The 13,636-nt window shown below is 40.0% G+C and carries 13 protein-coding genes; 9 read left to right on the top strand and 4 right to left on the bottom strand.

The window, feature by feature from the left end; all coding sequences use genetic code 11:
* Positions 1–37 precede the first annotated feature (37 nt).
* From pabC to ACZ5WS_RS13095, 7 genes are read left to right on the top strand one after another with little or no spacing between them, the layout of a single operon-like run.
* Positions 38–835, top strand: a complete 798-nt coding sequence (gene pabC / locus ACZ5WS_RS13125; protein WP_464708990.1) for an aminodeoxychorismate lyase — start codon at positions 38–40, stop codon at positions 833–835.
* On the top strand, positions 835–1,821 hold the full coding sequence (gene mltG / locus ACZ5WS_RS13120; protein WP_290170750.1) for an endolytic transglycosylase MltG: 987 nt from the start codon (positions 835–837) through the stop codon (positions 1,819–1,821). The genes pabC and mltG overlap by 1 nt, the downstream gene beginning before the upstream one ends.
* A 5-nt stretch (positions 1,822–1,826) precedes the next feature.
* Positions 1,827–2,453 (top strand): dTMP kinase, encoded by a 627-nt coding sequence (gene tmk / locus ACZ5WS_RS13115; RefSeq protein WP_010389641.1) that lies wholly within the window; start codon positions 1,827–1,829, stop codon positions 2,451–2,453.
* A 1-nt stretch (position 2,454) separates the two neighbouring features.
* Positions 2,455–3,369: a DNA polymerase III subunit gene (locus ACZ5WS_RS13110; RefSeq protein ID WP_464708987.1), complete on the top strand. Its 915-nt coding sequence runs from the start codon at positions 2,455–2,457 to the stop codon at positions 3,367–3,369.
* A gap of 12 nt (positions 3,370–3,381) precedes the next feature.
* The gene (locus tag ACZ5WS_RS13105; protein WP_010389644.1) at positions 3,382–3,708 is read left to right on the top strand and encodes a PilZ domain-containing protein; all 327 of its coding nucleotides are present in this window, start codon (positions 3,382–3,384) and stop codon (positions 3,706–3,708) included.
* A 17-nt stretch (positions 3,709–3,725) separates the two neighbouring features.
* Entirely contained in the window at positions 3,726–4,505 is a 780-nt protein-coding gene (locus ACZ5WS_RS13100) for a TatD family hydrolase (protein WP_464708985.1), read from the top strand.
* 4 nt (positions 4,506–4,509) lie between these two features.
* On the top strand, positions 4,510–6,369 hold the full coding sequence (locus tag ACZ5WS_RS13095) for an alkaline phosphatase D family protein (protein WP_464708984.1): 1,860 nt from the start codon (positions 4,510–4,512) through the stop codon (positions 6,367–6,369).
* A 302-nt stretch (positions 6,370–6,671) separates the two neighbouring features.
* Here ACZ5WS_RS13095 and ACZ5WS_RS13090 read toward each other — a convergent pair whose 3' ends face one another.
* From ACZ5WS_RS13090 to ACZ5WS_RS13075, 4 genes are all read right to left on the bottom strand, one after another.
* Entirely contained in the window at positions 6,672–7,988 is a 1,317-nt protein-coding gene (locus ACZ5WS_RS13090) for an O-antigen ligase family protein (protein ID WP_464708981.1), read from the bottom strand.
* Positions 7,989–8,052: 64 nt separating this feature from the next.
* Positions 8,053–8,598 (bottom strand): hypothetical protein, encoded by a 546-nt coding sequence (locus tag ACZ5WS_RS13085; RefSeq protein ID WP_464708979.1) that lies wholly within the window; start codon positions 8,596–8,598, stop codon positions 8,053–8,055.
* Between the two features lie 21 nt (positions 8,599–8,619).
* Positions 8,620–10,626: a bifunctional diguanylate cyclase/phosphodiesterase gene (locus ACZ5WS_RS13080; protein ID WP_464708978.1), complete on the bottom strand. Its 2,007-nt coding sequence runs from the start codon at positions 10,624–10,626 to the stop codon at positions 8,620–8,622.
* Positions 10,610–11,308 carry a transglutaminase-like cysteine peptidase gene (locus ACZ5WS_RS13075; RefSeq protein WP_138606959.1) on the bottom strand — a complete coding sequence of 233 codons (699 nt, stop codon included), beginning with the start codon at positions 11,306–11,308 and terminating at the stop codon, positions 10,610–10,612. The genes ACZ5WS_RS13080 and ACZ5WS_RS13075 overlap by 17 nt, the downstream gene beginning before the upstream one ends.
* Positions 11,309–11,571: 263 nt before the next feature.
* On the opposite strand from ACZ5WS_RS13075, the gene galU reads away from it, so the two are divergent.
* Positions 11,572–12,468, top strand: coding sequence for a UTP--glucose-1-phosphate uridylyltransferase GalU (gene galU, locus ACZ5WS_RS13070; RefSeq protein WP_464708976.1), 897 nt, complete (start codon positions 11,572–11,574; stop codon positions 12,466–12,468).
* Positions 12,469–12,508: 40 nt separating this feature from the next.
* Positions 12,509–13,636, top strand: coding sequence for a non-hydrolyzing UDP-N-acetylglucosamine 2-epimerase (gene wecB / locus ACZ5WS_RS13065; RefSeq protein WP_464708974.1), 1,128 nt, complete (start codon positions 12,509–12,511; stop codon positions 13,634–13,636).

Here is a 13,636-nt window from a genome sequence, read left to right as displayed (position 1 = left end):
CAGTTGTTTAACTGGGTTTTTTTATGTGTAAAAAAATATGCAAACAATAATAGCAGCAAACGAAACCAGTAGCATAAGCACCCATGATAGGGGCTTAAATTATGGCGATGGCTTTTTTACCACCGCAATGGTTACTGATGGACAGGTTGAGCATTGGGCTTATCACAGAACACGTTTAATTGAATGTGCGCAGCGTTTAGCTTTTCCGGCGCTTGAGTTTACTGCTCTTGAATCGCACATTACTCAGCAAGTAGCATCACAGGCGCAAGCGGTTGTTAAAATCGTGGTAACACGAGGCGAGGGCGGGCGAGGCTATGCGCCACCAAGTGAATGTAATTTAAACATTATTGTGAGTGTTTTAGCTTATCCAGATCATTACAACAGCTTAACAGATTCGGGAATTAGCTTAGCTATTAGCCCGATTAAGCTGGCCGTTCAACCTCATTTAGCTGGACTTAAAACTTTAAATAGGCTTGAACAAGTACTGATCAAAAATGCCCTACAAACTCAGCACAGCGATGATGCGTTAGTGCTTGATTACAACAACAATGTAATTGAAACCTCAGCGGCTAATATTTTTGCAATAAAAAATAATAAAGTATTTAGCCCAAGGCTCGATGAATGCGGCATTAAAGGTGTTTTTCTGCAATCTTTATGTGATAAATTAACCGTTGAATTTAAAACTGTCAGCGTTGATGACCTAACCCAAGCAGACGCCATATTTGTATGTAACAGCTTAATGAAAATTGTGCCCGTCAAAAGTATAGGTGAGCACTGTTTTGATATTGCGCATAGTCAATCATTACTAAACGAGTTATTAGCCAAGGAGGCTTAGTGTTAAAAGTTATATTATCAGTATTACTACTGGCTTTTTTTAGCTCTGTGATTGGCTACCAGCAATTACAAGCAACCATTCAAACGCCATTAAAATTAGATACTAATACTCAATTTAAAGTTGAAAAAGGCACCGGTTTTAATAAGTTATGTCGTCAGTGGCAACAACAGCAGTGGCTTGAAGATTGCTGGCGGTTTCAAATATTAGCTAAACTCGACCCAACCTTGACCGATTTAAAAGCGGGTTTGTATGAGTTGAGCGCAGATAGCGTAATAAACAACATAAAAAAAATAAACCAAGGTGAGCAAATTAGTTTTAGCTTTACCATTATTGAAGGTCAGGCACTTAGAGATGTATTAAATACGGTAAAAATTGCTCCACATTTACAAAACGATTTAAAACTCGAACAGCTTGGCGAGCAAATAATCGGCAAGCAAACTCACCTTGAAGGGTGGTTGTTTCCCGATACTTATCATTATCATAGTAACGACAGCGCGAGTAGTTTATTAAAACGCGCAGCGCAAAAAATGCAGCAAACATTGGCAGATGCATGGCAGCAACGGGCAAGTGATTTACCTTACAATACCGCCTATGAAGCCCTGATCATGGCTTCTATTATCGAAAAAGAAACCGCGCTTGCCAGTGAGCGCCCGTTAATTGCTTCGGCGTTTATTAATCGCTTAAATACTAATATGCGCTTACAAACCGACCCAACCGTAATATATGGACTAGGCGAAGATTTTGACGGCGATATCAAACGTAAAGACCTAAGGAATTACACGCCGTATAATACCTATCGTATTAACGGATTACCGCCCACACCGATTGCCATGCCCTCCAAAGAAGCCATTTTAGCGGCGGTAAACCCGCCCAAAAGCGAGTATGTTTACTTTGTAGCCAAAGGCGATGGTAGCCATCAGTTTTCAACCACATTAAAACAACATAATGCGGCGGTTAACCAGTATATTTTAAATAAAAAGAATTAGTGTTTATGAAACCAAAATTTATAGTTATAGAAGGCCTAGAGGGCGCGGGTAAATCTACCGCCATTGCCCTGTGCCAAGACTTTTTAAATCATCACCATGTTGATTTTATCAATGTGCGCGAACCCGGTGGAACACCACTGGCTGAATCGTTACGTACTTTAGTAAAAGCAGAACACCAAGAAGAAATAGCTTTTGAAACTGAGCTACTAATTATGTATGCCGCGCGTTCACAACTAATGCATAATGTGATCAACCCAGCGCTTGAACAAGGCCAGTGGGTATTGGCTGATCGTCACGATTTATCGTCACAGGCGTATCAAGGCGGTGGGCGAGGAATTAGTGCAAACACGTTAGCGTCGTTATCGTCTATGGTGTTAAAAGGTTTAAAACCCGATTTAACTATTTACTTAGATATAGACCCTGTTATTGGCCTTGAACGTGCAAAAGGCCGTGGTGAGCTAGATAGAATTGAGCAAGAAGCTATTGAGTTTTTTCAGCGCACCCGTATGCGTTACATTGAGCTTGCAAATGATGACGACAGCATAAAAACAGTTGATGCCAACCAAAGCATCGATAAAGTGCACCGTGATATTACCAATGTACTACGCACGTTTTTTTCAGGGTTAAAATAATATGGCATTGCCGTGGCTTAATGAGGTAGAGCAACGCTTAACTCAAAGCTATAAAGCGCAACGTTTTCATCATGCGCAACTGTTTTGTGGGCCCATTGGGGTTGGCAAATTTGAACTAAGTGAGCAACTTGCAAACAGTTTGTTATGCCAAAATACGCAAGCACAGTTAAGTAGCCCCACTAGCGTACTAAGACCTTGTGGGCAATGTAAAAGTTGCTCATTAAACTTAGCGGGTACACACCCAGACAAACGCATTACCCAAGTAGAAGGGCAAAGCATAGGTGTTGATGATATTCGCGGCATAAGCGATTTTATGCACCAGTCCGCGGCTCAAAATGGCAATAAAGTAGCGATTATTCAAAACTGCGAAAAAATGACCACCGCAGCCGCTAATGCGTTATTAAAAACCCTTGAAGAGCCAAGTAATAGTCGGTTTTTAATCCTGACAACCAGCCAAGTGGCGCAGTTACCAGCGACTATTTTAAGCCGCTGTGCTAAAACCGAGGTTAAAGTAACCAATAACCAATTAGCACAACAATGGTTAAGTAGTTTGGATGTGCCTAACTATACCTGGTTGTCGTTATTTTATAGCCAACCATTGCAAGTAAAGCAGTGGCAACAGCAAAATCAGCTAGAAAATATTGATACGCTTTATAAATTTGCAACTGAGTTTAAACAAAGCCATAATTTCAATGCGTTAGTCGATATAATAAATAAACAGCCCGAGCTTGTTCGTATTTTTACTTTATTTTTAAGTGAGCAGCTCAAACAACAGCTTTTAAATGGCATGAGTTTTGACTCTTATCAAGTAGCTCAGCAAGCGCTGAATGATTTTTTACAGAATAACATACAAATACTTGGGTTAAATTTACCGCTTGCGGTATCACGACTAGCGTATACATTACGTAACCAATAAAAAGGACTAGATATGCAAGAGCTATTAGTAGATATAGACGACCTTGATGAACTATATCGCTGTTACATGCCTTTTTTAAAAAAAGGTGGGTTATTTGTACGCACCAATATGCGTTATGAACCTGGGTATTCACTTGCCTTACGCGTTACCTTACCTGACGCGCTAGAAGATGACGTGGTAACCGGAAAGGTTACGTGGGTCACTCCACAAGGCGCTCAGAGCTCAAATCCACCGGGGATCGGCATTAGCTTTTTAGATGATAAAACCAATCTAAACGCGAAGATCGAAAAACTGCTGGGGACTATGTTAAACTCCGGCAATCCAACTTATACCATGTAGTAAAAACAGGCCTTATTTTGATTGTAGATTCTCATTGCCATTTAGACCGCCTTGATTTTGATAAACTTGATTTAAACCTAGACCAAGTACTTGATAATGCACGCGCTAAAAAAGTAGAGCACTTTTTATGTGTCAGTGTCACACTTGATCAGTTCCCCAATATGCTAGAGCAAATTAAGCATTACGATGACGTGTCTGCGTCATGTGGCGTGCATCCACTGGATCAAAAAGACGCACTCAACAAACAGCAATTAATTGATTTAGCCTCACACGACAAAGTAGTAGCCATAGGTGAAACTGGGCTTGATTATTACTACGCAAAAGACACCCATGCAGTGCAACAAGCGAGTTTTGTTGGCCATATTGAGGTAGCTAATGAATTACAAAAGCCACTTATTATTCATACTCGTGATGCCCGTGCCGACACTATTAATTTAATGCGTGAACATAAAGCAGAAAATTGCGGTGGAGTATTGCACTGTTTCACTGAAGATTGGGATATGGCCAAAAAAGCCATTGATATGGGATTTTATATTTCTATTTCAGGCATTGTGACCTTTAAAAATGCGGTAGAGCTTAAAGAGGTAGTAAAGCAAATTCCTCTTGATCGACTGCTTATTGAAACCGACTCGCCTTATTTAGCACCAGTCCCATATCGTGGTAAAACTAATCAGCCAGCGTATGTTGAAGACGTGGCTTATTACATTAGTGAACTCAAAGGCGTTAGCTTTAACGAGTTGGCAAAAGCCACTACTGATAACTTTTACTCTTTATTTAAATTAGCAGCTAAAGGCTAACCTCATGACGACTCTCTCGGTGCAACACCCGCTGTTAATTATGGGGCCCATGGTGCGCCGAGCAGAAAAAACCGCAGTATGTATTCAGTTTGCTACTTCAAAGCCAGTAAATTGCCGTGTAGAGCTAATTGGCTACGAGTGCTATAGCGAACAAGACACCATAAGGCTAGGGGAGCATTTATTCTTACAGTTTGTGGTAATTAAACCTATAAACAGTCAGTTCCCGCGCGATACATTATTATCATACCAACTATTTTTTGATGACACCCCTGTTGATTTATCAGCATTTAGCTTTAACAATCAGCCATTACCTGAATTTGTGATCCCCAAAAAACTAACGCAAATATTACATGGCTCGTGCCGCAATGCGCATCATCCTGCAAAAGACAGCCTAGTAAGTTCAAGCCATTGGCAAGCCTTTCAGCGAAGTAATGAACAGCAGGGGGCACAGTTATTATTGCTTTCGGGCGATCAAATTTATGCTGACGATGTAGCTGGCCCCATGTTATTAGCGATACATCAGCTAATTAAGCACTTGGGTGTTTATAAAGAGCAGCCACTTGATTTAGATTTACCCGCTGAAATTGCAGAACAGTTGTATGGTCGCCATTACTTGTTGCCAACTACCTCATGGAAAAACCGCTCAAAACTAGGTATTGGCTATTGGTTAAAAAAGGACGAACCGCATTTTTCTAGTGTAAAAGCGTATAATCATCTGATTCATTTTGAAGAGTTCGTAGCACTGTATTTACTCAATTTTAGTAGCCAAGCATGGCAATACATTGACCTAAATAACTTAAGTTACTCAGGTGGTAACGGAAAAAATCAAGCGCTATTTAATGCAGAAAAAACCGCATTAATCGACTATGCACAAGGTTTAGCAGAGGTAGAGCGATTGTTTGCCAATGTATCTACCTTAATGATGTTTGATGACCATGATGTAACCGATGATTGGAACCTCACCGCAGGGTGGGAGCAAGCCATTAATCAAAACCCCAGCAGCAAGCGTATTGTAAATAATGGCTTAGCGAGCTATTGGTTGTTTCAGGGAATGGGCAACGACGCACTGCAAAAAACCGGATCGTTACTTGGCCCTTTTAACGACTGTTTAGCCGGCGATATGCAATGGCAATTTAAAGCGTTTGATAAGCACCTTAACGATTTTAACCATTGGCATTACGAGCTAATGACCATTCCTAAAGTGGTGGTGCTCGATACCCGTACGCATCGTTGGCGTAATGAGCAAAACTTTAATGAACCCTCAGGCTTACTTGATTGGGAACGTCTCACAGAGCTAGAAGAAAGCCTATTAAGCCATGACCAAGTAATTATTGTATCGCCTGCTCCCGTGTTTGGGGTTAAATCGATAGAGGCAATTCAAGCGGTGTTTAATATGTGTGGGCAACCACTGATGGTTGATGTAGAAAACTGGATGGCCCACGAAGGCTCAGCCAAAAAGTTACTCAACACCTTTAGGCGCACCGACACCCCAAACGAAACGCTGATTTTATCGGGCGATGTACACTATTCGTTTTGTTTTTCAGTGCAAAAGCGTTTTGGCGATCATCCCAACAGAATTTGGCAACTGACAGCCAGTGGCATTAAAAATGAGTTTCCACGCAAGCTAATAAATATACTCGATAAGCTCGACTCTATTTTATACGGCCCCAAAAGCCCACTTAACTTTTTTACCAAACGCTGGCATATGGAAGTAGACAAACACCAAACTAAAGGCAAAGGGCAAAAGTACTTAGTAAGCGATTCAGCGATTAGCTTAGTCACGCTTGAAGCGGGTAATTTAGCAAGGTACCAACTAATCCACGGCGACGGCCACACCACCGAATTTGATTTAGAAGAGCAGTGATTTAATACAAGAATTAGGTCGATATTATTGCCAACTTGTAGCAGCGACTTTATGTCGCGTCATTTTTTAATGTCGTTAGCGACGGGCGACGGGCGACGGGCGATGAGCGACGAGCTTCGAGTTGGGGGTAAATATCCAAAAGCGCAGCGTCTCTTAACTCTCTTTGTTAATAATTTCTTTGCGCGGCATAAAGCCCCGCCTACAATAAACCGCTATGTTACCCTTATTCGTAGGCGGGAGTTTACCTCGCGCATGTTTAAAGTATGAGGGTATTAGGCTCGTAACCCGCTCCCCGCAGCCCGTTAACTTCGTCTTTTTTTAATCCGTTTTGGTGCCGGTAACTTATTGGTTAATATAGCTAAACATAACACCACTATAAACAACATCGAGTTTGCGCCGGCTTGTAAGGAGTAATCAACCGACGAATGTAGCATCATGGCTACTATGGCCGTAGCACAACCAAACGCCACCCCCTGATAAAGCGCCGTCTTACGCGTTCGCATAGTATTAATACATAACCACAAACAATAAAGCACCAGCAGTCCTAATAACGCTGTGGCAGGAATACCTAGCTCAACTGCAAATTGTACATAATCGTTATGCGCATTGTCGTAGTAGCCAGAGTAGGGCTCAGATTGATACGCAGGAAACGCAGTATAAAAAGTACCGCCACCAGAGCCCAATATTGGGTTATCTAAAATCAGTGGAATGGAGTCACGTACAACTTCATCTCGTGTTTCTGATTGCAAGCTGGTTTCGCTAATACGTTGTTTTACTTTCTCTACATCGAAAATAGCACCAATAATGATTAAATCAATAATGAAAAAGCTCACAATCAGCAATTTAAAGGCTTTAGGCTTTTGCTTATAAACAAAAAGCGCCAGTAAGCTCACTATAATTAAGGCTATAAAAAAGGCCGAATTACCCATGCGGCTACGAGTTAAAATAAGCGCCACAATAATTATAATTAGGGATATACGTAAAATTATTTTAGAGCTCAATAATACTTCCGCCCAAGCACGTAATGTTTGCTTTAAAGTAGGTTTATAGCCGTTGTTAGTGCGTTTTAGTTCGCTAATTAAAACACCAATGCCTAAACATAGGCACAATGCTAAATAGTTAGCTAAAAAGTTAGAGTAGGTAAAAGTACCAATTGCACGATCTGTATGTTTGTAGCCAAATAAAGGGCTTACTATATCGGGAGATAAGTTTAAATAACTAGCGTACAACGCCTGAAATACACCGGCACAAATAACAGCATAAATTAACTTTTTAATTCGCTCTGCACTATTGCAGTAGTTAAATATTAACCAGCTCAGCATGATTAAAAAGCAGGTTTTTAATAACATTTGTTTGGTTTGAAATGCATCAACACTCACGCCAAACAGCTGTATACCACACACTAAAATAACTGCACTTAGAGTAAAAAATAGTGGCCAGGAATAGCGAGGCGGAAACAGCGGTTGGGTGTTATTTAACACACTGTGGGTAAGATGGGTAATAAAGGTAAAGCTAGTTAAAATGCCAATAGCTAAAATTGCCCAAGGTCGGTAACTACCTAAAGGAAGAGGAAGTAAAAATAGGATCAAACAAATTAAAAAAAATATAAAACGATTCAAAATAAACTCAAACAAAGTAAAAACGCAGCCAATAGGCTGCGTTTAAATATACTTATGGTAAAAACTAGTTACCGACTTCAGATATACCGTTATCACCACCTGTACCACCAGAGCCTGGAGGTGTTGGTAATGTTGGTAAACTGCCTACTGGCGGAGCAGGTTGACCTACACCAGGGCCTGCAGCGGTCGCTTCAGAAGCAGTGGTTGCATCAACACCTGCAGTAATTGCAGCAAGTGTAATTGCATCAGAGTCTAAACCTGCAGCCGTAAGTGCAGATAAAAAGTCAGAAATTAACGGGTTATCTGCACCAAATTGGGCAACAACAGCTGCAACCATCGCATCAATGTCTGCAGCGCTACACGCGGCATTTAGTAATTTCTCTTCTAATTCAACTTTTTCTTTGTTTTTACAAATACGTTTAATAGCTTCCACTAAGTCTTCGCGTAATTGCTCAGATGAAGTATCTGCGGTAGCGTTATTAAGAATATCAATAATGTTATTTATGCTCACTTCTTGAACCACAGCATCGTTATCCGTTTGTGCATGGGTTGGAAGAGCAGTAAGAGCTGTTGCGCTAGCTACTAAGCCAGCTAAAAGTAATTTTTTCATTTCTCGTCCCTAGGTTGAGTTTTAATTGCAAAATTTTAGCGCATCGGCGCAAAAAGTAAACTCTTTATTTACGCCATTTTCATTAGATTTAATAATTTTTGATGGTGACAGTATTAAATTACCTTGTACCCCATCACATCCCAAGGATTCGAGTATCTCTAACGTTTCAGTTTTTTCAATTAAACAGGCTAAAACTTTAATACCAAAACCATGACAAATATTATTAACTGTTTGAATATAAAACTGGCTTTGTGGGTTAGTTACTAAATCTTGAATATAACTACCATCAATTTTTACATACTCAATATCAAGACCTTGTAAATACCTGAACGACGTTAAGCTAGTGCCAAAGTGTTCAATACATACATTAATACCCAGCTCTTTAATTGCATCTATATGTAACGAAGCTACGTGCACATTATAGAGCAAACCAATTTCATGCAGTTCGAATACAAGGTTTGTTTTAATAACGGGTTTAGTGTGCGAATAAAGGGTGAGCCATTGTATAAAGTCAGTTGAGTACAACGATGCCTTGCTAATATTAAGTGCAAATACATCATTAGGGTAATGTTCTTTTATATCTACAAAGCTTCGTATAATTTTTTTATCGAGCTCTTCGGTTAAATTTAACTTTTCAGCCATGGCGAATAAGTGGCCATTATTTACTTTTTCACCCTCATGAATAAAGTGGGCAAATACTTCAAAATAACATTGAGAGTCAGTTTTATTAGCTTGCTTTACGGGCTGCACTGAAAAGCTCACTTCACCCGCATTGATAATCGACTTAATTAAAGTACGCCATTGGTTAACACTAAATAATGACTCTTTATCGGTATTGTCTAATGTAGCATCTTCGCCAATAGTGCAACTAGTATCAAGTAACGACAACACTTCACCCAAGGCAGCGCCTTGCTCAATGCCAACTATGGCTAAATTAGCGTAACCATTAATGTGTGAGCTATTTTCTTTTTGACTTAACTTATCACTCACATCTAAGCGAGCTTTACTGAAAAATAAAACATCATACGGGGCTAATAAAACGAACGTTCCGCCGTTGAGCCTAAATAAAGATGAATTTGGTAACTCATCAGCAAGCTGTTTAAGTATTTTTGCTGCATCTAATACATGCTGATCGCCATCTTGATAGCTTACAACTTGGTTAATATTATTTAACGAGGGCAAGGTAAGCATCATTGCGGTAATGGGTGTATCGTCAGTAATATTATTAACAACTGAATTAAAGTGGTTTTCAAACGACTTGCGGTTACCTAACCCCGTTAACGAGTCTATGTATACCTCTTCGGTAAGTGCTTGAGTTTGTTTTGTTAGTGAATCAAACGTACTTTGTAGGTTTAAAACCATGTTATTAATGGCTTGTGTAACAGTGCGAAGTTCTCGAGCAACCGGTATTTCTTTATTTAAGGTAAAACGCTTCCGTGTTACTAGCATCGCTTGGTTTTCGACTGCTTGTAGTGGCTTAAATACCGCACGTAATATTAAAAATGCAATTGCCAGTGACGCTGCTAAGAGTAAAAACGAGCTGTATAAGCTGCGCAAGGTGTGCTGCCACAAGGTTAAATACGATTGCCCAGTATGGCTGGTTACATCAAGGGTGCCGGCCATCATCCAGCCATTATTTATTTCAGAATGCATAGTTGGTGCACTTAGTTCAACAGCACCTATAAACCAGCTAGGAACAGACTCTACACGCTTAGGGTTTTGTAATTCAAAAACGATGTTGTTTTGCACGTCAGTAAATTTAATTTGGCTATAGTAACCAGAGTCAAAAATAGCGGTTGCCATCGTCTCGGCAATCATTAGGCTGTCGTCTTCTAAATAAGGAGAGATAGAAAGGCCTAAACTGGTAGCGGTATCTTGCGCGTGGCTAGCCATTTGCGTTTGTAAGTAATTACGGGTTGTATCAACGTCGGTAATAACGCGTACACAAAACGAAATTATCGAAATTAAAATGATCAAGCCATATACTTGAGTCTTTAAACTCAATCCATATTTAAAGAGTCGAGACATAACTACTAGTTCCTTTATTGTTATCGTTGGCGGGCGCAAGCTCACCTTGTTCAATTCGCTCAAGCATGGTGTTCCAAGCAGAAACACCACGACTATTTTTAACCTTATTACCTAACCCTTTCGACTTGGCTAACCATAAACCTTGGCCATTAAAACTATATATAGGTTTTAAATCACCACGGTTACTGGCAGGTACCAATTTTGTATTAAAATTATCAAGTACTAGCGGTATTTGATTAGGTTGTTCAAAGTATATAAGCACCATGTGAGGTTGATTAACCGTACGCTGGCGTACATACATAAAGCGTATTTTTTCTTCAGGGATTCCTAAGGCTATTAAAGTAAAATACTTTGCAATAACATAGTCTTCACAGTCACCCATACCCACCCCTAAGCTTTCTAGTGGCGTGGCCCAATAATCTTTTTTTTGCCAAAGCTCGTCATCGGTTTTGTACTTTATATGCTTATTAAAAAAGTCATTAACTAAATGAATTTTTTGCCATTCGCTTTTGTCGGCAGAGTCATCTATAAAACTCAGCCAGTTTTTTATTCTTTGGTGGCCAGCATCACCATAAAACTGTTTGGCACGGGTAATTATATCGCTATTACGCAAATGTAAAAGCATGTCTTGTGCACAAGCAAAAAAAGACACTAGTATAATTATGCAAATTCCTACCCGCACAAAGCCCATCCCTAAAAAATTAACGCGGTAATTATATTCCCATTGAAACTAAAATGATAGGTTATAAAAAGTGCACCCACCCTTAAATTAACAACCCATTAACACAAAACAATCTAAAAGGCTGCTTTTTTGTATTGAGCGAATTTATCTGGTGTGTATAATACCCGCCCATACGGACAGTAGCACTTAAAACACATGCTTAAATTTAGCAACAGCATCAATAAGTTTCTACGAAAAATAAAAAAACGATAAAAGGAATTGAAGTGAAAGTATTAAAAGCAGTCTTGCCTGTTGCAGGTTTAGGTACGCGTATGCTACCAGCCACCAAAGCAACGCCAAAGGAAATGCTTCCGCTAGTCGATAAACCTCTTATCCAGTATGTTGTAACTGAAGCAGTAAAAGCCGGTATTAAAGAAATTGTACTGGTAACTCATGCATCTAAAAACGCAATAGAAAATCACTTTGATACCAGCTTTGAGCTAGAAGCGACCCTAGAGGCCCGTGTAAAACGCAGCTTGCTAGAAGAAGTTCGTTCAATAATCCCGCGAGATGTAAGCATTATTTCGGTTCGTCAATCAGCGCCGTTAGGCTTAGGCCACGCAATACTTGAAACTCGCCCAATCATTGGCAATAACCCTTTTGCTATTTTGTTGCCAGACGTCATTATCGATCAATATAAGTCGAACCTAAAGGTTGATAACTTAACGCAAATGATCGGCCGATTTGAGCGCACCCAGCATAACCAAATTATGGTTGAGCCTGTCCCACATGAAGAAGTGCACAACTATGGTGTAGTTGATTTAGCGGGTAAAAATATTGCCCCAGGCGAAAATGCAGCCATTACCAACATGGTTGAAAAACCAAACAATGACGAAGCGCCAAGCAATTTAGCCATAACAGGGCGATATGTTGTGTCGCCTGCTATTTGGGATTTGCTCGAATTTACGCCACCAGGCGCAGGCGGCGAAATTCAATTAACAGATGCATTACTGCAGTTACGTCACCTTGAAACAATTGAAGCGTATCATTTAAAAGGTAAGTCGCACGACTGCGGCTCAAAACTGGGTTATATGCTTGCAAATGTAGAGTATGCAATGCAATCAAACCTAATAGGTGAAGAGTTTACAAAGCGTGTTAAGCAATTAATGGCAAATGCATAAAGTTATGCAAAACCGGTTAGTAAAAAATTAAAGGGAAATCATGGCTATTAAAGTATTAAGTATTTTTGGTACACGACCTGAAGCAATAAAAATGGCACCGCTAGTTAAAGCGCTAAATGAAGCAGACGGTATTGACGCAAAAGTATGTGTTACTGCTCAGCATCGCGAAATGCTTGACCAAGTTTTAGACCTTTTTGAGATTGTACCCGAGTACGATTTGAACATTATGAAACCGGGTCAAAGCTTATACGATGTAACAACAAATATTTTGTTAGGTCTAAAACCTATTCTTGAAGAGTTTAAACCAGATTTAGTGCTTGTTCATGGCGATACCAGTACTACTTTATCTGCAAGTTTAGCGGCGTTTTATCAGCAAATTCCAGTGGGGCACGTAGAAGCAGGTTTACGAACAGGCAACTTAAGTTCACCATGGCCAGAAGAGGGTAACCGCAAGCTTACTGGTGCTATTACAAAGCTGCATTTTGCACCAACGCAAACATCGCAGCAAAACTTACTCAATGAAGCGGTAAGTGCTGACGATATCGTAATTACTGGTAACACCGTTATTGACGCATTATTACAAGTGGTTGATAAAGTAAAAACCGACAGCGCTTTAATTTCAACTCTAAAAGCTAAATTTCCAGAACTCGATGAAACTAAAAAGCTTATTTTAGTTACAGGGCACCGCCGTGAGAGCTTTGGTGGCGGTTTTGAGCGAATTTGTGAGGCATTGGTAGAAATTGCAACTGCGCACCCAGATACACAAATTTTATACCCAATGCATTTAAATCCTAATGTACGCGAACCAGTAAATCGCATACTAAAAAATGTTGCTAATGTGCATTTAATCGAGCCGCAAGACTACCTACCATTTGTGTACTTAATGAATCAAGCTCACATAATCGTAACCGACTCAGGTGGTGTTCAAGAAGAAGCGCCAAGCCTAGGTAAACCTGTACTTGTTATGCGTGACACCACAGAACGCCCAGAAGCGGTAGAAGCAGGTACAGTTAAATTAGTAGGCACAGATAAAGCTCGCATAGTGAGTGAAGTGAATAACTTACTCACTAACGCTCAAGAATATCAGTCAATGAGCCGTGCACATAACCCTTATGGTGATGGCAAAGCGTGTGAGCGTATAATTGATGCGATTATTAAAGGTATTTAA

This window comes from Pseudoalteromonas sp. 11L1, assembly GCF_055397545.1.
The sequence above is the reverse complement of the archived record's forward strand: the minus strand, read 5'-3'. Positions and strand labels throughout refer to the sequence as shown.

What these genes read in the sequence shown, in the direction of transcription:
- tmk (WP_010389641.1), top strand. Translation starts at nt 1,827, where the DNA reads ATGAAACCAAAATTTATAGTTATAGAAGGCCTAGAGGGCGCGGGTAAA.
- ACZ5WS_RS13095 (WP_464708984.1), top strand. Translation starts at nt 4,510, where the DNA reads ATGACGACTCTCTCGGTGCAACACCCGCTGTTAATTATGGGGCCCATG.
- pabC (WP_464708990.1), top strand. Translation starts at nt 38, where the DNA reads ATGCAAACAATAATAGCAGCAAACGAAACCAGTAGCATAAGCACCCAT.
- ACZ5WS_RS13085 (WP_464708979.1), bottom strand. Translation starts at nt 8,598, where the DNA reads ATGAAAAAATTACTTTTAGCTGGCTTAGTAGCTAGCGCAACAGCTCTT.
- ACZ5WS_RS13105 (WP_010389644.1), top strand. Translation starts at nt 3,382, where the DNA reads ATGCAAGAGCTATTAGTAGATATAGACGACCTTGATGAACTATATCGC.
- ACZ5WS_RS13080 (WP_464708978.1), bottom strand. Translation starts at nt 10,626, where the DNA reads ATGTCTCGACTCTTTAAATATGGATTGAGTTTAAAGACTCAAGTATAT.
- wecB (WP_464708974.1), top strand. Translation starts at nt 12,509, where the DNA reads ATGGCTATTAAAGTATTAAGTATTTTTGGTACACGACCTGAAGCAATA.
- ACZ5WS_RS13110 (WP_464708987.1), top strand. Translation starts at nt 2,455, where the DNA reads ATGGCATTGCCGTGGCTTAATGAGGTAGAGCAACGCTTAACTCAAAGC.